Origin of the sequence: Nostoc sp. JL23, assembly GCF_017115065.1 — a bacterium.
GTDB lineage: Bacteria > Cyanobacteriota > Cyanobacteriia > Cyanobacteriales > Nostocaceae > Nostoc > Nostoc punctiforme_A.
In genome coordinates this window covers 59948-81599 of the sequence record NZ_JABXKN010000153.1, presented here as the reverse complement: position 1 = coordinate 81599, position 21652 = coordinate 59948, and the positions used below count along the sequence as shown (strand labels likewise).

Below are 21652 nucleotides of genomic sequence, written 5' to 3'. Positions count from 1 at the left end.
TCAAAGACAACAGGTTCTATCAAGCAGTTAAGTGTTAACATTGTTACTGAGTTTTGAATATTAAAATAATCAAAATTGCTGTTGGATTATAGAAGTAGTATTCCAACCCAAAGAGCGCAAAGGGTTTGTTTTGCTTCCAAAACACTGGGTGATAGAGCGCACCTTGGGTTGGCTTGTTTGGTATTGGCAATGAAACTAAACGATGTTGCTGTTTATGCCGCCTAATTGGATAAAGTCGAGTTAAGACTTTGGTTTATAAGTCGAAGCAACGTGTAATTCTTTCAACTGTTTAGCATCTACACTCGAAGGCGCATCTGTTAACAAACAACGTGCTTGTTGTGTCTTGGGAAAAGCAATGACATCCCGAATCGATTCTTCTCCAGCTAACAACATTACCAAACGATCTAAACCGTAAGCAATGCCACCATGCGGCGGTGTACCATATTCAAATGCTTCTAAGAGAAAGCCAAATTTATTTTGTGCTTCTTCAGGAGATAAACCGATCGCTTCAAATACTTGCTGTTGAATTTCTCGCTGATAAATCCGCAGACTTCCGCCGCCAACTTCTACGCCGTTGAGTACCAAGTCGTAAGCTTGGGCGCGTGCAGTCTTTAAATCGCTCAAATCATCAGGATGTGGTGCTGTAAATGGGTGGTGTAGTGCTTCTAGACGTTTTTCGTCAGCGTTCCACTCGAACATCGGGAAGTCTGTAATCCACAACAAGTTGATTTTGTCTGGAGCAATTAAGTTAAATTCTCTAGCGATCGCTTGTCTTAATCTATCTAAAGTTTTATTAACTGTAGCAGCATCACCAGCCCCAAACAACAGCAAATGTCCAGCTTTAGCACCTGTGCGGCGTAAAATTTCTTGTTTTTGTTCTTCGCTTAAGTTGTCTTTAATCGCGCCAATGGTGTCAATTTCGCCATCATCTCTAACGCGGATAAAAGCTAAACCTTTAGCGCCGGCTTCGCTGGCTTCTTTAAATAAATCGCCACCTGGTTTAATGCGGACATTAGAAATTACATCGTTACCGTTGGGAATGGGGAGGATTTTGACGATACCACCATTGGTAACAGTGTCCCGAAAGACTTTGAAACCAGAGTCTTTCACGATATCTGAGACATCAACTAATTCCAAACCATAGCGTGTATCTGGTTTATCACTACCGTAGCGTTCCATCCCTTCAGCATAAGTAAGACGGGGGAAAGGACGCTGTAACTCAATGCCTTTAACTGTTTTGAAGATATGGCAAACTAAGTTTTCATTCAGTTCGATAATTTCTTCTTGGGACATGAAGCTCATTTCCATGTCCAACTGGGTGAATTCTGGTTGTCTATCGGCGCGTAAGTCTTCGTCACGAAAACAACGGGCAATCTGATAATATCTATCTAAGCCGGATACCATCAGCAATTGTTTAAATAGCTGGGGTGATTGGGGCAAAGCGTACCACTCACCAGGATTGACGCGACTGGGTAGAACGTAATCCCGCGCCCCTTCTGGAGTAGAACGGGTAAGAATTGGGGTTTCGACTTCGATAAAACCTTCCAAATCTTCTAAATAACGACGCATGGCTTTGACAATTTGATGACGCAGTTGCAAATTTTGCGCCATCCGTTCGCGTCGCAAATCCAAATAACGATATTTCAGCCGTAAGTCTTCCCGCACTGTCTCGGTGTCAGCTACAGAAACTTGGAAAGGTAACTGTTTACGGACAGCATTGAGTAGTTCAATTTTATCGGCGTAAATTTCCACCTCGCCTGTGGGGATGCGGGTATTCAACGATTCTTCGGGACGTTGTGTTACCCTACCAGTGATTTTGACAACATATTCATTTCGCAGGGCGTTCGCCTGTTCGTAAGAATCTGGGGTGCGTTGCGGATCGCTGACGATTTGGACAATTCCAGAGCGATCGCGTAAATCTAAAAATATCACACCACCATGATCGCGGCGACGGTCTACCCATCCGTAAAAGGTAACAGTTTCTCCAATATGTTCTTTTCGGAGTTCGCCGCAATAGTGAGTTCGCATAAGTCTTAGTTATTGTTTCCGGGCTAGATTGGCAAGAAAATGTCAAAGCCTTCCCATTATCTAGCATCAATAGTAATTGTAGTAGTTCTGGTGAAAGAAAAAATCAAATAATCTCACACTATATATATACAGCAGTTTTCTTTTGGAGGCAGGAGGCAGGAGGTAGGGGGCAGAAATTCTTTACATCTGACTTGGATGTACTGTGGCGCAGATATCTAGCTTTGTTTCAGGGGACAGTGATGTTGTTGGTGATGTCTCTTTTACTAGCGATCACAGGGTTTACAGCAGTTTTCATCTATTTGAACCACACCTGTCGTAGGGGCGCAAGTTCTTGCGCCCCTAGCACGTGGTCTATTTACTATTTTGGTTGATTTGGGGAAAGGCTCCACCATCGCCAGGAGGATGAGGTGGAACACCTAGCGCGTCGATCAACTGTTGTTCGGTGACACCCAGCTTTGCGGCTGCGGCTTTCAAATCAGGTCTGTGTGGGCGTTGACTGCGATCGCCTGGATTTGGCGGATTGGCAGGAACTCCTAATGCTGTTTTTAACTGGGCTTCTGTAACTCCTAACTTTGTTGCTGCGGCTTTCAAATCAGGTCTGTGTGGGTGCTGACTGCGATCGCCTGGATTTGGCGGATTGGCAGGAACTCCTAACGCTGTTTTTAACTGGGCTTCTGTAACTCCTAACTTTGTTGCCGCAGCTTTCAAATCAGGTCTGTGTGGGCGTTGACTGCGATCGCCTGGATTTGGCGGATTGGCAGGAACTCCTAATGCTGTTTTTAACTGGGCTTCTGTAACTCCTAACTTTGTTGCTGCGGCTTTCAAATCAGGTCTGTGTGGGTGCTGACTGCGATCGCCTGGATTTGGCGGATTGGCAGGAACTCCTAACGCTGTTTTTAACTGGGCTTCTGTAACTCCTAACTTTGTTGCCGCAGCTTTCAAATCAGGTCTGTGTGGGCGTTGACTGCGATCGCCTGGATTTGGCGGATTGGCAGGAACTCCTAATGCTGCTTTTAACTGGGCTTCTGTAACTCCTAACTTTGTTGCCGCAGCGGCAAAATCAGGTCTGGGTGGACGCAGCTGTTCGTTTGATGGTTGGTTGGGCGGTTGTTGCGCCTGTGCAATTTGATCGAATTGATTAGTGGCATTTGCTTGATTGAGTGAAATCAAACCAAATGTGCCAACCAGAACAGGAATCGCTGCTACTACTAGTACTCTACGAATATTCATGATTAAATCTCCAAAGGTTTATATTTCTAATTAAGTCTTCTCAAAATAACAGTCTGCCCTGTTTCTAAATTACAGTTTTGTAATTTAGAAACAACAATACTCTGACGATATCGCCGCTGAGGGGGAGGTGAAATGCAAGGGTGCATCGATTAACGGTTATTGCGTTCTACCCGGTTTTGACCTGCTTCTTGATTATGAGCTTGGGGACGTTGGGGAGTACGCTTTTTCTGATGTGGACGGGGTTTAGAATGTCTGATTTGTGGTTTTTTCTCAGATATTTGCCGTTTGTTGGGCTGTTGTGAAATCTCGGCGTTCCGATGAGGTGGATTAGCGGCATTTGCCTGATTGGGTGCAACAAAACCGAATGTACCAATCAAAAAAGGAATCGCTGCTACGGCTAAGACTCGACGAATATTCATAAAAATCAACCTTCAAAAGCTACGGTGTTCATATTTCTAATTGAGCCACCTCAAAATTACAGCTTTCCTATTTTCTAAATTACAGTTTTGTAATTTGAATAAAAAATAATGAATTTAGAATAGAAGAATATATGAATTAATAAATGCTGTGAACATTCTGTTTGTTGAAGATGAAGCGAAAATTGCTAACTTTGTCCGGGCTGGATTAAAGGAGCAGGGATTTGTTGTAGACTACTGCGATAACGGTGATGACGGATATCTGCGGGCATTAGACAACGAATATGATGCGATTATACTCGACATTATGATGCCGGGAAAAGATGGACTATCGATTCTAAAACTATTACGGCGGCAAGGTCGGAACGCTCCGGTGATTTTGTTGACGGCTCGGAATGAACTAGACGATCGCTTGCAAGGGCTAAATTTGGGAGCGGATGACTATATCGCTAAACCGTTTTTTGTGGAAGAGTTAGCGGCTAGAATTCATGCGGTTGTGCGCCGGAGTGTGAGCGAGCGCCAAAATCTACTTTGCGTTGGGCCGATCAAACTCGATCGCATCACTAGGGAAGTAACTTGCAATCAGCAGGCGATAGAACTTACCAGCCGCGAGTTTAATCTTCTAGAATATCTCATGCGTTCTCCCGGACGGGTTTTCACTCGTACCCAAATCTTAGAACACGTTTGGGGCTACGATTTTAACCCCAACACCAACGTTGTGGATGTTTGTATCCAGCGAATTCGTAAAAAAATTGACCCCCTTGATGAAGCAGTCTGGATTGAAAGCATTCGAGGGGTTGGATATCGATTTCGCAAACCAGATTCTTCATCATGAAACTTCCTTCGTTTCGACTCCGCATTGCTCTGTTGTCTACGGCTCTAGCTGGAAGCACATTAGTCGGATTTGGCGCGGTTTCCTGGTTTCAGATTTACAATGCTAAGATTAGCCGCCTGGATGCAGAACTATTAAATCACTTGATGCGGGCAACTCCGAACTTCCCTCCACGAGATGAACCTCCCGTTGGTGCAGCGTCTCCCAGAAGAGAAAACTCACGCGAGCGATCGCGATGGCAGTTTTATGAAGATTCATTATCATATACTTTTGGAACCAATACAAAAACCCCCGTCGCCCTGGTGGTGCTGGACGCAAATAACAACATACTTTATCAATCAAACTCCCTACCTGCTGACCTTGAGGTGAATCGTCTGTTGCTTAAGCGTCTACAATTAACACCTCTACCACCGCCCCCGAAGAGAGAACCACCACCTTTACCCTCCAATACAAATCCATCTTTCGAGCGGCCACCACTGATTCGGCCACGCCCACCTCAATTTGTCACAGAGAAGACGGCAATAACAGCCTGGCGGATTGGCGCAACTAAATTACCCAATGCTCAGGTTGCCATTGCTGTTAGCTTGCAAGCCGTAGATCAAGAAATGGCTACCATTCGCAATATCTTCCTGGTTTCAATTCCGGGAGCGCTGCTGCTGGTTGCGGTGGGAGCATGGTTAGTTTCTGGTGGTGCTTTGCGTCCCATTCGTCAATTAACAGGTGTAATTCAACAGGTAACTGTCAAAGGGCTAGATCAGCGGATTCCCATTGGGACAACTGATGTCGAATTTGTCGAACTGATTCAGGTGTTTAACCTGATGTTGTCACGCTTGGAACGTAGTTTTACCCAAGCTTCCCGCTTTAGTGGTGACGCGGCTCATGAACTGAAAACCCCACTAACTATTTTGCAAGGCGAACTAGAACGAACACTCCAACAGGTCGATCCCGGTAGTGAAGTACAACAGCGCTTAAGCAACCTGTTAGATGAGGTGCGCCGCCTGAGTGGAATTATGCGAAAACTCTTGTTGCTATCTCTGGCAGATGCCGGAAAAATGAGCTTGTATCTGGTTGAAGTGGATATGTCTGAGTTGCTGATGGAGATGCTAGAAGATATAGAAATGCTAGCTCCCCAGTTGACTGTGGAAACTGACTTTATTGATGGGTTGCGAGTGAAAGGCGATCGCGATCTTTTAATTCAAGTTTTGCAAAACCTATTTAGCAATGCGATTAAATACAATCTCGCCAACGGCTGGATACAAATTCGCACTCATCAAACTCCAACAACTCTTCACATTACCATTGTCAATGCATCAAAAGATATTCCACTAAGCGATCGCGATCGCATTTTTGACCGATTTTATCGCGGCGATCCCTCACGTAACCGCAATGTAGAAGGAATCGGACTAGGACTGAGCCTAGCCCGAGAAATTGCCAGGGCACATCGTGGCAACCTTACTCTTGACTTAACATCTTCTGGTCAAACAGCATTCACCCTTACCTTACCGATGAAGTAATACCAATTAAAAAAAAGAATGCAACACATAGATATCGTAAACATTTTTTGAATTGGTATTAGATTGAGCGATCGCTCGGTACTGATATTAATTAAGTGGACGCAGAAGTGTAATTTTGCCCATGCCCGTCTCTTGGCTGAGTTGCGCCACGTAGAGATTTCCATTCATGGGATTCTCAACCAAATCCAATGGACTTGGATTAAAACCAGTGAAGCCACTAATAGCCGTTTGGGAATTTACAATATCCAAGTTTGCGCCACCTGGTGTTAGCACAATGATGTCTTTCCCTAAACTGAAGCGTGTTACCAGCAGTTTGCCTTGCAGCTGACCACCTAAAGCATTACTACGATATTCAATGATGCCATTAGGTGAAAAATGCTCTCCGAAATCGAAGGCAATACCCTTCCAATTCCGGTCAGGTAGAGTACCAATGGGATATTCATTTATCTGAACTGGGTCTGTACCAGCTGTGGGATTTCCTCCACCCAACACCCACTCACAATGCTTCGGATTGGGATGACCATAATAACCATTTTTAACAATGCGAAACAGAAAGTCTCGCTGCGTGCCTAGACTGCTAAGTCCAGGTACAGATGGAGTAGTATAAGCCCCATTAGTAGCCTTATCAATCCGATTTTGACAGGCAAGAGGTAGAGGGATAGGTGTATTTGGCGTATTGCCACCAGCCGCCGAACCATTCGTTGGCACATACAACTGACCATTGGTATGCCAAACCAGATCGTAGCCATTACGTATACCACTAGCAAAGATAGTTACAGGCGCTCCCGGATTAAAGGGGTTATAAGTACCTCCATCCTCCGTCTTAACGCTTAAAGGAGGTGAGATGATTTTGGACAGGTCAACTCGTAATACAGCAGCAGTTAACAACTGCTCAAGACGATTACTCCAGGCAGTGTTTGGTGCGCCTGTACTATTATTACTACCCTGCAACACATACAGCACGTTTGGCTCGTTGGCCTTGAACTCAATGCTATTGGTTAGATGATCCCGACTCGATCGCGGTAAATCAACTACATAGTCTTTTACTATCTCTAGATTGGTGCCGCTTAAACGAGTAATTTTACCACTCCACTCTGGTGCATCAATAGTTCCATTCCAGTAGTAGTTATTTGTTACCCAGAGAATTAGGTTGCTGGCATTGGTTGATGAGGGATCAAAGTGCATACCAATGATCGTTCGATTACCACCATTTGCAGTCTGCAACGAGGAAATCGTTTGTGGTATACCCAGAGTACCATCAGCATTAATCGGGAAACGCAAAATCTCACCTAGTAGGGTGGCAGCATAGAGTTTATTATCAGGCCCAATCAATACTGTGGTGTAAGATTTGGCTGGTACATTCGCTAGTGAGATTTGCTCGAAAGTAATATTGCTTACTGGGTTCACAAAGGTACCTGTTGTGAAACTGATGCTATATGGTAAGAATGCAGCACCATTGCTATCTTGAACCCCGTCGGTGATTTGTAACAAATATTTGGTATTGTTCTTGAGACGATTTATCGGAGACACTACAATCACATCTCCGCCACCAGAAGTATTGTAAGTAGCATTGACTTGCGTGTTAGTACTGCAATCAATCAGCTTGATAGTGGAGGCAGAAATAGTATTAACCGCAATCCCACTATTGGGAAGATTTAGGTCTGCTGTAATCGAGATATCTGGCGAGAGATTTGTCTGACCATCATTGGGATTGGTCGTTCTGATCGAGGGACGATTACCTGGTGCGATCGCAATATAGTTGAGTTTGGTATTTTTACCACCTCTAGCATCAATGGTGAGCTTGCCGTCGATAACATTAACAATTCGGGTAACTGCGGCAAACTTTCTAGTTGCCGTTGGTACAAAGCCAGAAATAGCAGCCGTCCCTTCTATATTGATCTGGTGCTTACTATTTACAGTATTACTAGCATCACCGACGCTAACAGTCACATTGTAAGAACCTTTGGATAGGGCATATTCCCAAGCAGCAGGTATCTTAACTGCGGTCCCCGAACTACTAAGAGGATATTGCAGATGAATCAGTCTATTGAGTCGTCCATCGATGCCACTTTGGTTGCGATCGCGTGTATTGAGTTGGATATCAAGGGGAGTGGGTGTACTATTGCCTAAGCTATCTTCACGCACCCAACCAAAGCCTCTAGTATCATTGTAGGCTTGACCGATATCTTTAATATACCCAGATGGTACAGGAGTGTCATTTGGTTGAAAAGCAATCCCTTGAACAATTGCTAATACCAGTATTTGGGGTTTGATCTTGTAAATCATAGTATGCCTTGCCGTTGTGTTCGTAGTTGATACGTGAGTAGTCCATTAACATTGGCCAAGTATCTGCAATGATGATTTCTGGCAATCCTTCACTGGCTAAGAAACGAACGTAATGACCGCAAGTCTCAGGGAACCATTTCTCCAGACTGTATAAAAAATATTTAGTAAATACTTGAAATTACATAAAGACTGAACTTCTTTTTAAAAGAATTATAAAGGAACTTTCTAATTCCTCAAGTTGCCACAGTATGATTACGTAAAAAGCAATAAATCTTCAAAATTATTACCGTAAACCAATCTTTAATTGGTACTGACAGAGTTAATTTTTTAGTGTGCTGTTAATATACAGTTAATATAATGTTTTAATAATTAGCTATAATTTCCGATCGCATAACGATCACATAATATTTAATGGGTCTACATCAATAGTTAAACTTACAGACGAAGGACAAAGCGATCGCACTTCTTCCCAATCTGGTAATCGCGGTAAAGCATCGGGGGCAAATTTAATTAATATCTGCCAACGATAACGATTAGCTACTCGTAAAATACTCGCTGGTGCTGGGCCCAATATCTCGAATTCTTCTTCTGTACTCAAAGCTGTAGCAATAACTTGCGCTGTATTTTGTACTTGAATCGGGTCGAGACTACTTAAACGCAACAAAATTAACCGCCCATAAGGAGGATAATTGAGTGCTTGGCGTTGTTCTAATTCAGCTTGAGAAAAAGACTGATAATCGTGCGATCGCACTGCTGCAATTACCTGATGCTCTGTCGTATAAGTCTGTACAATTACTCTACCGGGATCTTCACCTCTACCAGCACGTCCAGCGACTTGCGTCAAGGTTTGAAATGCCCGTTCGCTGGCACGATAATCTGATAAATTTAGCAATCCATCGGCGGCGACAACGCCCACAAGTGTCACCTGTGGTAAATCCAAACCTTTGGTGAGCATTTGCGTACCGACTAATAAATCTGCTTCGCCGTTGGCAAACTGAGTGAGTAGGGTACGATGGGAGCCTTTATTGCGGGTGGTATCGCTATCAAAACGAATCAAGCGCAACTCTGGGAATTGTCGCGCTAGTTCCTGCGTTACCCGTTGAGTACCGCTACCGAAAAATTTCAGGTAAGGGGAACTACAATCAGGGCAGAATTTGGGGTGCGATCGCGCATAATTACAATAATGACACCGCAATAATTCCGGCGCTTTTTCTTCAGTGTGGTGATATGCCAATGACACATCACAGTGCGGACATTCCAACACATATCCACAACTGCGGCAAGAAACAAAAGTACTGTGTCCCCGGCGATGGATAAATAAAATTCCCTGTTGTTTTCTTTCTTGCAACTCTTGCAAAGCTGCTTGCAGCGATCTACTAAATATAGAACGATTTCCCTGTTGCAACTCTTGCCGCATATCGACAATTTCCACAGGCGGTAAAGGGCGAGAGTTGATGCGCTCAGGCAAACTTAAATAATGAGTGCTGTTAGCGGTAGCGGGGCGTTTAGCCCGTGAAGAGTTAGGAGTTAGGAGTGAGGAGTGAGGAGTTATGAATTCTCCCCCTGCCCCCTGCCTCCTGACACTTACCCAAGTTTCCAACGAAGGCGTTGCAGAACCCAATACCAAGGGGCAATTTTCTAATTCGGCTCGCCACTGGGCAACGGTGCGGGCGTGGTAGGTGGGTATAGGGGAATCTTGTTTAAAGCTGCTATCGTGTTCTTCATCTAAAATAATTAAACCCAAGTTGGGTAAAGGGGCGAAAACGGCGCTGCGAGTACCAATGACAACTTGGGGTTCTCCCGTGAGCATTTGCCGCCAAGTGTCGTAACGTTCACCATCTGAGAGGGCACTGTGATAAACGCTGACTTTATTACCAAAACGGGCGCGAAAACGATCGGTTAACTGCGGTGTGAGTCCAATTTCTGGGACTAAAACCAGGGCAGATTTACCTTGATTGAGGAGAGGTGCGATCGCTTGCAAATATACTTCGGTTTTTCCTGAACCTGTCACCCCATGCAATAAAACGTGAGCAAATCCATCTAATGTCTGGATTGTTTCTAAGGCGCTAGCTTGAGCTGTAGTTAAAGATTTAGCACCATCCCCTACTAAAGTTAGGCCTTGTTCCGTTCGCAATACTTCCCGTTCTTCAACAACGATGTAACCCTTTTGTGTCAACGTCTTGAGAATAGAAGAACTAGCATTGCAAATTTGCAGTAATTCATTTTGCCACAACTCCCCACCCTGTCGCCGCAGCACTTCTAAAATCTCTCGTTGACGAGTAGTTAACTCTTGGTCAATTGTACCTGTGAGCGTAACTGCTTTTTGTAACTTTGGTCGAGTTAGTCGCGGCGGTTCTAAATAACTTTCTACTAAACCAAATCGCAATAACTCCCGAATTCCCCGATAAGCAGATTTGACTTTTTGTTGAAGGTAGACAAAACTATAGTCCCCCGCCGGCTGCCCTTGCAAAAGTTCCCAAACTTGCCGCGCAGTCGGAGTCAAAAAAGCCAAAGAAGCGGCAGATCCCAGTAAATAACTACTTCCCCCTGCCCCTCTGCCCCCCTGCCTCTCTGCCCCCCTGCCTCCAACCAGGCGGATACGACGCTGCGATCTCCCCAGTAACCCTGGCGGTAGAGCAACCCGGATCACTTGAATCAGCGGCGTATAGTAATATGCAGCAACTCGGTTGAGTAATTCCCAATAAGCACTTGGGAAAAATCCAACGCTGACTATATCTTCTACTTGCCGAATTTTTTCTGGTGGTAAATCGATATTTGGTTGTGCCAGTAATCGAATCGCGATCGCTCCTAATTGTTGCGCCCCAAATGGCACGCTTAAAATATCCCCTGGTTTTATTTCTAACTGGGCTGGCAATCGATAAGTAAATAGTCCTGTACTTCCTGGACAGTCTACCAATACTTCAACCCACCGATTAACAGTTTCACTTGACTGGTATGACTCACTCGGTTCACTCACCACTAAAGGAGATAAATTTATGTCATTAATATACATACTTGCGGATTTTATAATTAAATATTTTCCTCACATAGCTGGTCAAAATCAACCTAGCTAGCTAAATTTTAGTTTTTCGCTTTCTTAAATTTAAATGGTATTTCTCAATACTGTTATTCTTCATAATACTTGATAATTTTCCTCTTATGTAATCTACTAGACAAATTCGTATCAACTATATATGCAATAAATATTTGGTGCCCACTATACAAATAAAAGCATGTCGGCTATTGCTGCAACAGTTGCTCTATCTACTAAATATGGAGTAGCCTTTTTCCGCCTATCGGTAGATATTCAACCCTTTCTGTATATGAGATGCTTTTATACAAAGTAAGATCGGATCAAAATTAAGCTGCTACTCTTGTAATTTGTATCATATAGGTAACTTGAAATCAAATCAGGAATGCGTAAAGCCATTAGTAGGTCTTCCTTTTATAGATTGGTCTCCAGCGCCTCAAGCATTATAAGTATTTAGAAAAATATATGAAAGTTTAAGAAATTTGGATGATTAGCTGGAATTTTTATATTTGTTAAGGTTGAGAAAGTTTGAGGGGGGTTTGACATATTTGATAATTCAGAAAAAAATGAAGAATATATCTGTTGGGAATCTAAGAAAAAAGTTTTGCTGGGTGCTAAGGTAAGTTTCGTTATAGGTTGTATATAACTGTAACCTATAGATACTAGGTAGATGCCGATTTTTATTTCTATAGACAAATTGCATCAGCCTATATTTCGCTATTCTTTACGGGTGCATCGTCCATTAGGGAAAACTACCAAGCCTCAAACGAGTAGGTGTAAATAAATGATGTACCAAACAAAGCAACAATCCCTAAAGGAAAATATGAATATTGTTGAATTGGGAAAAATGGAAAGACTGGAGAATGCTGCTGATATCGAAGAACCATCGCTCGATAGTTTAAATGCAGTGGCAGAAGAAGAATCTCCAATTGTAGTAGAAAATCTGGAATCAGACGAACGCGATGGCGATGACATGGCGGCGGCTCGTCCTTCGGGATACAACAAAACCGAACATGATGATGCTGTCGGCGCATTTTTTAAAGAAATGGCGCGTTATCCGCTTTTAAAAGCTGATGAAGAAGTAGAGTTAGCGCGGCGAGTCAGGTTTCTAGAGGAATTTAGAGAAATACAAGCGGCTTTAGGGTTAAAACTGGAACATGAAGCCAGCAAATTAGAAGTGGCTTCCGAGTTAGGAATGACGGAAAAGCAACTAGAAAGTCGCTTGTATCAAGGGAGAGTAGCGAAACGCAAAATGATTCGCTCGAACTTGAGATTGGTAGTTTCTATTGCTAAACGATACTTGAATCGGGGAGTGCCTTTTCTGGATTTAATTCAGGAAGGAGCGATGGGTTTAAATCGCGCTACAGAAAAGTTTGATCCCGATAAAGGATATAAGTTTTCTACTTACGCCTATTGGTGGATTAGACAAGCGATTACTAGAGCGATAGCTAACGATGCGCGCACAATTCGGCTACCGATTCATATTGTTGAAAAGCTGAACAAGCTAAAAAAAGCTCAACGGGAACTCAAACAAAAACTCTGTCGTAATCCTACCGAAGGAGAAATGGCAGAATATTTAGAGATTAGTGTGCAACAACTACGCCAGCTACAACAGCTACGGCGACAAGCACTTTCTCTCAACCACCGCGTCGGTAAAGAAGAAGACACGGAATTGATGGATTTGCTAGAAGATGAAGATAACTTGTCTCCAGAAGCAAAAATGAATGAAAACATGATGCGTCAGGAGATTTGGGAAGTCTTGGGTGATGTGTTAACTCCACGAGAGAAAGATGTGATTTCTCTGCGTTATGGTTTGACAAGCAGCGAACCATGTACCTTAGAAGAGGTTGGCAATATGTTCAATCTTTCTCGTGAGCGAGTGCGTCAAATTCAAAGCAAAGCCATGCGGAAATTGCGTCGTCCTCACATAGCCAAACGCTTAAAAGGTTGGTTAATTTAACTACATTGCTCAAGATAGAGATGCAATCTGGAACTTAATTAGCTTTGCAATTCGCAAAAATCGGGCGTTTTGTAGCGTTTTTCGGCTCTTGTTTCGTTGATACTCAAAAAAAATTGCCCAGTTGCCTATAGACTATGGACTATAAACTATGGACTATAGACTAATGACTTCGGGTAGCAATTTGATTGTGCGTTTTGCCCAAGCAGACGATTGCAGCGTTCTGTTTAAATTAATTGAGGGACTTGCAGAATATGAAAAATTATCTCACGCGATCGCTGGCAATGCTCTAGCACTTCAGGAGCATTTATTTGGTTCGCGGAGGTATGTAGAGGCAATATTAGCAGAATCTGCGGGTGAATCTGTCGGTTTTGCGCTATTTTTTCATAATTATTCAACATTTCTGACTAAGCCAGGAATTTATCTGGAAGATTTATTTGTTTTACCAGAATATCGCAGGCAAGGTATTGGTAAGGCTCTCTTAACTAAAGTCGCTCAGATAGCTGTAGAACGTGATTGTGGGCGATTAGAGTGGAGCGTCTTAGATTGGAATGAGTCAGCCCAAGCATTCTACCGTAGTATGGGAGCATCTATATTAGATGATTGGCGAATTTGTCGCGTCACAGAAGATGTGCTTACTCAATTAGGTTCCGTAAAATAAAAAACACAGGATGAAGTATAAAGAATGAATCAAGAAAATTTTCATCTTTAATATTTCATCCTTAAATTTTAATCATTTTTTTTATAAAATATTCAGAATTATATAAATTGGGATTTTAATCATCAGCATAAATGCACATTTTTGCAAATAAGTAAGTTAGGGTATTTTGAAGAGAAGCATATTCTTGTTACATATTGCTTTGTGCTAATAAACCTAAATCTAAAATCACCAAGATTCAAAATCCAAAAACTTTATTTAATAAAGCAAAGTTTGACAGCTTGTCATTTGACTATGGCAACGGGTCAACTCACAATTATGGAGGATATTGCACCGAATATAGCCGTTATTGCAGAGAGAACACGAAATGAAAAAAATGATTACAGTCATGCTGTTAGGCATAGCAATCTTCACTTTTGCCTTCAGTCGTCCAGCATTGGCAGCAGATGCTGCTAGTGGAGCTAAAGTATTTAGTGCCAATTGTGCCTCTTGTCACGCAGGAGGAAAGAATCTGGTTAAAGCTGAAAAAAGCCTGAAGAAGGAAGCTTTAGAAAAGTATGGTTTGTATTCAGCAGAGGCTATTGTTGCCCAGGTTACAAAAGGTAAAGGTGCTATGCCTGCCTTCGGCGCTCGTTTAAAAGCTGACCAAATTGAAAATGTAGCTGCTTATGTTCTTTCACAAGCAGATAATGCGTGGAAGTAGACTAAAATCTAACTTCAAAAATTAATAATTCGCGGGGCTTTGTGTCCCGCTAATTTTGTTGCTACTGAAATTATCAAATAGGATGCTTATACCAATTTTGGATTAGAGTCTTTACAAAAAGACTGTTCCAAAAATATCAAACAATACTACCTATCCTAATTTGATATTATGAGTGATTTCTGGCGATTATTTTTCAGTATAATTATTGCTTTATCCCTCACTTTTTTGACTTTACCTGCACATTCCTCACCCATTTTAATTACCCAAATAACAGCAGGTGATTTCTTAGAGTTGGGTGTAGATAAGATGCGGCGAGGTGATTATCAGGAAGCAATAGAGAATTTCAACCAGGCGATTGCACTTGAGAAAAATTTGGCTATAGCTTATAGCGATCGCTGTCTTGCTCATCTCCAATTACAAGATTACCATCAAGCGATCGCAGATTGTACTCAAGCGATAAATTTTGCACCGGATAACTTTGAGGCTTATCTAAACCGGGGAGTAGCATACTACAGACAAGGAGATTATTCTGCCGCTATTGTCGATCATAATCGAGCCGTTACACTTAAACCCTCCGATTTTCGAGCTTACTATAACCGAGGGCTAGCCCGTGCCGGCGATGGGAAAGACTCGGAGGCAATTCTTGACTTTAATTTAGCCCTAACTCAAATTCCTCGAATCAGTAGCTTATTGCTTGCAGATATCTATAATGACCGAGGTTTAGCGCATTTTGTCTTGCAAGATATCCAAGCTGCGATGCTCGACTTTAATCTAGCAATTCGTCTCAATGCTAACGATTATAGAGCTTACTTTAATCGAGCTTGTGCTTGCGGACGAAATGGAAATGACTTTGGTGCAGTGCGTGATTTTTCTCAAGTCATCAGACTGAACCCCAGTAATGCCCAGGCTTATGTTAATCGGGGAGTAGCTCAGTATCGCTTAGGATATCATTTAGGAGCGATCGCTGATTTACAAAAAGCATCTGAGTACTATGGACAGCAAGGAAAAAAAGTTGCTTACGAAAAAACTCTAGATTTACTGAAGAATCTGCGACAACAAATTTCGTCTGTAACGGAAGTCGCTCTTTTTTAACAGTGTAATAACTATACAGGGTATCCACCAGCTTGAAAAATCTGTTCGGCGGTTAAGTTTAATTCGGGGAAAAGAGGTGAGATAATGCAATCGCTACCTCGAAACTGGCTAACTTGGTATTCTCCCTCAATTAAAGTGTAGAGAGAGACAGTTGGTTGTTTAGGGTTGCCAATAAATCGCCTACCGCCTAAAGCCGCATAGTCTACAATCCAGTATTCTGGTATGCCTATAGCCTCATAGTCAGCAGCTTTTTTTAAATAATCATCACGCCAATTGCTAGTCACTACCTCAACTACTAAAGGTATTGATTCCGCTTGGCTTATAGTAGATTCTTTTTTCCACAGAGGTTCGTTTACTAAATTAGGGCGATTTAATATCAGCACATCTGGTGAGTAAACAGATTCATTTTCAGGCGGTTTGACTAATGCTGTTTTAGGTATGAAATAGGGGAGATTTAAACGAATACACTCTCTAGTAACTTCAAAGGCTAAAAATCCAACTACCTCTTCATGATCGCCTGTGGGTTGCGACATCTCAACTATTACTCCATCATGCAATTCATAACGTTTTCCTGTGTTGTCAGGATATTTAGCAACGAATTCATCGAACGTAACTAGTTTGCGTAAGGCTTGAATCATAAATTATTGTCTTCTATTGTGTTTGCAAAGTATTCATTTTTCTCAATCCTAACGTAATTCGTAATTGCTATATATAGCGGTTCTCGACAAGCACCAATGCATCGAGGGGACTAAGGGGGGTAATTCGACTTGTGTGTTCAAAGGTCAGCAGTTTTTGAGTTTTCGTTTTTTGGGTCATTAGCTTTGCCTTCTTACCCTACATAGACTACCACTAAATGATAGTGTGGTGAAGAAGTACATCATAATGACTGAAAAAAGAAACTCCACCACAAGTCAAAGTACCTCATTTTCTATGCAGTTTTCCCATTTTTATCTGATGCTTGTTCTGCAATATTTTTTAAGCGGCTCGATCTCATTTTACGGATGCGATCGCTATTACGAACACCACCCGCCATTTCATATTCAGCGCTGTCTTTGCCGTACTTGATAGCAACCACCATTAACATTTTCTCAGAAAGCTGCTTCAAGTTTCTTTCCATCTCTTCAACTTCTGTTAAAGTAGAGTCAACTATAGCCAGAGCGCTATTATGAACATCAATTTTGTTGCGTAACTGTTCGATTGAATCAATCAGTTTTTCTAAAGTATAATCCTCTTCAAATTTAATGCTTGGAAGAATCGATTTCATCCCAGATGCTCTTAATTCAGCTTTTTCTAAAACGCGGGATGTACGTTTTTGACGAGACATAATATTTGCTCTTTTAAGATACTTCTAGAGCTAGTTTGCCTCAATTAAACCCGATTCCGGTTCAGCATAAATCGCAAATTGCGATCGCCATTTAATCCTAATAGTCAATAGAGCGCAAATCGTTACGCATTTACACAAGTATTACCGAAAGCTGGGTTAAGTAGACCAATGACATTGACAGTATTGCCACAAACGTTAATCGGTATATGAACGGGTACTTGAACAACGTTTCCCGAAAGAACTCCAGGAGAACCAATAGCAGCACCTTGAGCACCAGCATCTCCACCAATTACAGTCAATAAATCAGCATCATCTAGTTCTTCAAACAATTCTAGTTCTTCAAACAATTCCCTATCTTTTTGAGTAACTGTAGGTGCTTGTTTTGTTGCTTGTTTCTTTGTTGAAAATATTTTTAACATATTATTTGACTCTTTTTGGTTGTTTTCAAACTGTGTAATTGATTGTGCTATGGCTCTCTTGCATGAATTATCAAAAAAGAGATAATTCTTATTTGATAAGGCATAAGCCGTTAATTTTTAAATTTATTGTGCTTGAGAGTAACTTGAAACCTAACAAGTTATTTGACACATTGTCAACAGTTTTTACTCAATATCCTACTTTTCCTACTTTTCCTACTTCACCCAAGATAGAGGTTGGGTTTTGTTCCTAAACCCAACCTTCTACTTATTTTTATTTCCTCAGAGTGATAGAAGAGGCACAAGCTCGAATTGATCTGTAAATGAGCCAAACTGCTTTAGAAGATTTGTGGACAAAAGCTATAATCCAATACAGTTAAGTTAAGCATTTCTTTCTTCTCTTTGCGTCCTTGGCGTCCTTCTCCCAAGGGGAGACGCTAACGCGAAGGCGGTTCGTTAAAAAAATGAAATTGACTTTTACAAAGAGTTTTAGGCTTAACTGAACCGTATTGAGCTATAATCGCCCTGGTTGTAGTTGAAATCGTTACAGATTCAGAAGCATGTTAAAACTGCTTGCTGATGAAAACTTTGATAATCTATTTGTTAAGGGTATGTCGTTGCCCAAGTGTTGAATAATTCCATATTGTAAATTTGCTGTGCTATTTTGCATCAGCTTGGCAACACTTTATCAAAGGTTGTTTAGCTAAATTCTCTAAATCTACCGATTGAAGCAAATTCATCCACTCCACCCCTAGAGTTGGATCTTCAGGTTTGCTAAGACGTAATTCAGCCAAAGTAGTCAAGGCATCGTACCAAATACCATTCTCGGCATAAAGGTTTACCCGTTGCTGAGGAGTTGCTTGCTTCAAGCTATCTACTAATTGAGGATTTGGATTGACCCGTTGCACCCATCCTTCTACATACTCTCGTTCTGGAGGTTGTTGGGGATTGCAAATGACTTTTATCTTGAAAAACCAGTGATACATCTTGTCTACTTGCAATGGGGAAGTATTTGCGTTTAAGCGAATGCTAATAATTCCTGGTACTTCTGGTATTGTTACTACTGTTCGGTAAAGTGTTTGACTTTGTTTACCTGACTCATCTTTGACAACAAACTCAATGGAATCAATTAGAGACTTTTGATAGGGGACAAAAAACCAAAAAGTTGGATATTCCTCATTCGTCAAGCCCCAAACTTTAGTAACAGCAACAGCTTCTGTTTTCCCTTGATTTAATGTCTGTTTGTATATAGGTACAAATGCAACAACAGACTGATTCCCAACACCACAACCACGACTTGCAGCCCCTCCGCGATCGCCTGCTGCCCCTCTATCAGGAGGAGGCGGAGGAGGCGAAAATTTCTTAGGAGTGGCCGCAACTGGTGTCATCCCAATCATTGGAGAATAGCCGATAATTCCCCATAAAGTCATTCCGAATGCCGCGATTAATTGTATTTTTTGCCAATAGCTTTTCATAAAAATTTCTAACTCTTACTAAACGGCGATTTTCATGCTTCCAATTGGCGTTATTATTAATTTTTAAATTTCATGTTTAAGTAAGTTGTAGCTATTAAACTATTACCTACTAAAGCCAACATAGCAGGAATCAGGGGAACCCAACAACTATATACAATTAAAAATATAAAACAGCTAACGTATAAACTGATAATGGCGATTCCTCCTGCCAAGCTTAAGTAAATGAATCGGTGCAGATAAGCAGTAAATAAACCGCCTAAAAAAGACCAACCCCAAACCCAAATTACCTCACCCCAAAGCGGCCAAGTCCACAATAGAGGTTGTCCGTCCAAAGCAGCCCTGAGCAGTTGACTGACCATTTGGGCTTGTAAAAATACTCCTGGTATTGCCTGTAATTTTCCTTGAGGAGTGATGTAGGGAGTTAACCAGTAATCACCAAAAGTTTCTGCTGTTGTGCCAATAATGACTATTTTGCCTTTGACTGCATTGGCATTGAGCTTACCTGTTAGCACTTGTTGCAAGGTCATACTTGGTGCGATCGCTTCTGGTTCACCAGAGAAACGATAATTTAATAAAGTTTGGTGTCCAAAAGCGTCAACGCCTTGATAACCCCCGGTATGAGCTTCTATTGGTTTAAATGCCACCTTCCCTAATTGCCATGCGCCATCAGGAGTAAATTGCAACCGAATTCCCTTTGCGTACAGGTAACGCAGCGCCAGTTGAACATTCAAGGCATAGTGCGCAGTACAAGGAGATGAGGGCGAAGGAGTTAACGCTAACAGATGGCGACGCACAACATTATCTGAATCGATGGCAATATCGCTAAAACCGAGATTCTGTAAAGAAAGTTCTGGGGGTGGTTTTACACCTGGTTTTCCGGCTTGAGAATCACTGAGTTGACACACACCCACAAAGCGATCGCTTTTTCGCATTCTTGCTGCCAATGCTGGATAATCCTTATCCACTGGATAATCTCGGTATATATCCAAACCAATAACTTGTGCTTGATATGCCTCTAATTTTTCTAACAGTTTGGCAAGTGATTTGTCTGACAGCGAACCTTGAGGTTTTTCCGGTTTTTGCGCTTGCACATCTTCTTCAGTCACAGTGACAACCAGTAGGCGTGAGTCTGGTTTTTCAGGAGGGCGCAAGCGTACCAGTTGGTCAAATGCACTTAACTCTAATGTTTGCAGCACGCCCAAATATCTTACCCCAATTAATATTCCAGTTACTACCATGCTCGCCAGTAAGATCGATGAAAAGCCAAGCCGATTTGTGGTTCCTCTAACAGGCGTAGTTTGAGACAAAGATGCAGGAAGATTGGGTGGATTTCTAAACAATTCCCCCCAATTCAACGGCATCTCAGCCGGATTTTGAAAGATCACAGGCAACCATGTAGCGCAGGGAAATTGGTTTTCTAGTCCCTGTAACCTTTCTCGTGCTTCCCTGACGGCTAAATACAATGAGCCTCCCCGCGCAAAGGCTTCTAAAAAATACTTTAAAAACTGTTGCGCCACGCGATCGGGTACAGGCTCTCGCATCACGATAATTTGGGGAATATGTAAATCTGCAAACTCCCATGCCAATCCCAAGCCATCACAGGAATTGAAAATCGCTAGTTTTAGACCTCGCTCTACTGCCTTTTTTAAGGCATACTTTAACTGGCTAATTGTTAGACTTTCAGTTTGATTGATGTAGATTTTTCCTGTTTGATTCGTTTCCTGAGTAGAACTATGTCCGGCGAAAAATAGAATCTGCCAATTCTGCTCCCATAGCTGGTCAGTCAGGTCAAGGCATTGTGGTTCAACTAAAAAAGTGATATCTGTATTGGGTAACAAATTAAGCAGCGCTTGGTCTGCTTTGGTATCAATACCTTGACTGTTACCCAAAATCGCTAAGATTTTTACTTTGTCAGATGTAGTTGCTATGCGGTTAGGGTTGACTTGTTCGTAGGCAGGAGCGCTCAGGGCTATTTCCGCCTGGGGATAGCGTTCTATCAAATCCCAAAGATGCCAGGGAAATTTCTGTAATCGCAGGTCTTTGGTTTGTAAAAGCATCCGAATATTATCCGCAAGCACGAGTTTTTCTAACAATTTCTCGCGGATGGAACGAAAGGAATCGGAAGCAAGCCAAGTATTAAAACTTACTTTAAATTCCTCACTCACCTGCTGGCAGTATTCTAGGCTGGGGGCTTGGTTAAGTTCTTTAGCTAAACCAATCGGACGAGATGGCAGCCTTAAATTACGATAAATAGATTGCCAACGGTGATAATCGCGGAGAATTTCCGGGTTGGGGGGAAGCTCACCTGTGATTTCCACAGTCGGGCGGACATTTTCATCGCCAATCTGTAGAGTCACGGTAAACCCTTGTTCAAAGTTTCCCTCCCCTAACTTTAAGATGATTAACTTGTCCACAGCTAGTTCTCCCTAGATGTTGAGTTGTATTTATGTAAGGTACATCCGTCGGGTTAGGGCACTAAACTTAACCTCAAACGCTTGTCCCACATACGCTTTACCCCACCCTAACCCTCCCCTTGCAAAGGGGAGGGAACTGGATTTCCGGCTTCTCCTCTTTGCAAGGTTAGTTAGTGGACGACAATTCTCCAGCCCCTTTAAGAGGGAACTGGATTTCCGGCTTCCCCCCTTTACAAGGGGGGATTGAGGGGGGTAATTCAACTTGTATGTACACCG

16 protein-coding genes and 1 pseudogene are annotated in these 21652 nt (G+C 42.2%); 7 read left to right on the top strand and 10 right to left on the bottom strand.

Annotated elements, in window-relative coordinates; genetic code table 11:
- Window positions 1-82: 82 nt before the first annotated feature.
- Window positions 83-184: pseudogene (locus HWQ42_RS33160) on the top strand (IS5/IS1182 family transposase); the annotation flags it as partial.
- A 56-nt stretch (window positions 185-240) separates the two neighbouring features.
- Here HWQ42_RS33160 and aspS read toward each other — a convergent pair.
- The 3 genes from aspS to HWQ42_RS33145 form a co-directional block, all read right to left on the bottom strand.
- Window positions 241-2028, bottom strand: coding sequence for an aspartate--tRNA ligase (gene aspS / locus HWQ42_RS33155; protein ID WP_292819760.1), 1788 nt, complete (start codon window positions 2026-2028; stop codon window positions 241-243).
- Between the two features lie 351 nt (window positions 2029-2379).
- The gene (locus HWQ42_RS33150) at window positions 2380-3258 is read right to left on the bottom strand and encodes a hypothetical protein (protein WP_292819757.1); all 879 of its coding nucleotides are present in this window, start codon (window positions 3256-3258) and stop codon (window positions 2380-2382) included.
- A gap of 149 nt (window positions 3259-3407) precedes the next feature.
- On the bottom strand, window positions 3408-3677 hold the full coding sequence (locus HWQ42_RS33145) for a hypothetical protein (protein ID WP_292819754.1): 270 nt from the start codon (window positions 3675-3677) through the stop codon (window positions 3408-3410).
- Between the two features lie 148 nt (window positions 3678-3825).
- Between HWQ42_RS33145 and HWQ42_RS33140 the strand changes: the two genes are divergently transcribed.
- The gene (locus HWQ42_RS33140) at window positions 3826-4509 is read left to right on the top strand and encodes a response regulator transcription factor (RefSeq protein WP_292819751.1); all 684 of its coding nucleotides are present in this window, start codon (window positions 3826-3828) and stop codon (window positions 4507-4509) included.
- Complete coding sequence (locus HWQ42_RS33135; RefSeq protein ID WP_292819748.1) at window positions 4506-6020, top strand: ATP-binding protein; 1515 nt, start codon at window positions 4506-4508, stop codon at window positions 6018-6020. The genes HWQ42_RS33140 and HWQ42_RS33135 overlap by 4 nt, the downstream gene beginning before the upstream one ends.
- 87 nt (window positions 6021-6107) lie before the next feature.
- Here HWQ42_RS33135 and HWQ42_RS33130 read toward each other — a convergent pair whose 3' ends face one another.
- On the bottom strand, window positions 6108-8306 hold the full coding sequence (locus HWQ42_RS33130; RefSeq protein WP_292819745.1) for an Ig-like domain-containing protein: 2199 nt from the start codon (window positions 8304-8306) through the stop codon (window positions 6108-6110).
- 397 nt (window positions 8307-8703) lie between these two features.
- Window positions 8704-11319, bottom strand: a complete 2616-nt coding sequence (gene priA / locus HWQ42_RS33125; RefSeq protein ID WP_292819742.1) for a primosomal protein N' — start codon at window positions 11317-11319, stop codon at window positions 8704-8706.
- A gap of 805 nt (window positions 11320-12124) precedes the next feature.
- On the opposite strand from priA, the gene HWQ42_RS33120 reads away from it, so the two are divergent.
- From HWQ42_RS33120 to HWQ42_RS33105, 4 genes are all read left to right on the top strand, one after another.
- On the top strand, window positions 12125-13297 hold the full coding sequence (locus tag HWQ42_RS33120; RefSeq protein ID WP_292820272.1) for an RpoD/SigA family RNA polymerase sigma factor: 1173 nt from the start codon (window positions 12125-12127) through the stop codon (window positions 13295-13297).
- Window positions 13298-13460: 163 nt separating this feature from the next.
- A complete protein-coding gene (locus HWQ42_RS33115) occupies window positions 13461-13955 on the top strand; it encodes a GNAT family N-acetyltransferase (protein WP_292734476.1) in 495 nt (164 codons plus the stop codon).
- Between the two features lie 364 nt (window positions 13956-14319).
- On the top strand, window positions 14320-14655 hold the full coding sequence (gene petJ / locus HWQ42_RS33110; protein WP_292734530.1) for a cytochrome c6 PetJ: 336 nt from the start codon (window positions 14320-14322) through the stop codon (window positions 14653-14655).
- A gap of 168 nt (window positions 14656-14823) precedes the next feature.
- A complete protein-coding gene (locus tag HWQ42_RS33105; RefSeq protein ID WP_292819739.1) occupies window positions 14824-15747 on the top strand; it encodes a tetratricopeptide repeat protein in 924 nt (307 codons plus the stop codon).
- 11 nt (window positions 15748-15758) lie between these two features.
- Here the strand turns inward: HWQ42_RS33105 and HWQ42_RS33100 are convergent, their stop codons facing one another.
- The 5 genes from HWQ42_RS33100 to HWQ42_RS33080 form a co-directional block, all read right to left on the bottom strand.
- Window positions 15759-16385: a Uma2 family endonuclease gene (locus tag HWQ42_RS33100; RefSeq protein WP_292819736.1), complete on the bottom strand. Its 627-nt coding sequence runs from the start codon at window positions 16383-16385 to the stop codon at window positions 15759-15761.
- A 290-nt stretch (window positions 16386-16675) separates the two neighbouring features.
- Window positions 16676-17071, bottom strand: a complete 396-nt coding sequence (locus HWQ42_RS33095; RefSeq protein ID WP_292819733.1) for a hypothetical protein — start codon at window positions 17069-17071, stop codon at window positions 16676-16678.
- A gap of 122 nt (window positions 17072-17193) precedes the next feature.
- Window positions 17194-17490, bottom strand: coding sequence for a chaplin (locus HWQ42_RS35675; protein ID WP_334813382.1), 297 nt, complete (start codon window positions 17488-17490; stop codon window positions 17194-17196).
- 656 nt (window positions 17491-18146) lie between these two features.
- A complete protein-coding gene (locus tag HWQ42_RS33085; RefSeq protein ID WP_292819730.1) occupies window positions 18147-18962 on the bottom strand; it encodes a DUF928 domain-containing protein in 816 nt (271 codons plus the stop codon).
- A gap of 56 nt (window positions 18963-19018) precedes the next feature.
- The gene (locus HWQ42_RS33080; RefSeq protein ID WP_292819727.1) at window positions 19019-21376 is read right to left on the bottom strand and encodes a CHASE2 domain-containing protein; all 2358 of its coding nucleotides are present in this window, start codon (window positions 21374-21376) and stop codon (window positions 19019-19021) included.
- Window positions 21377-21652 lie beyond the last annotated feature (276 nt).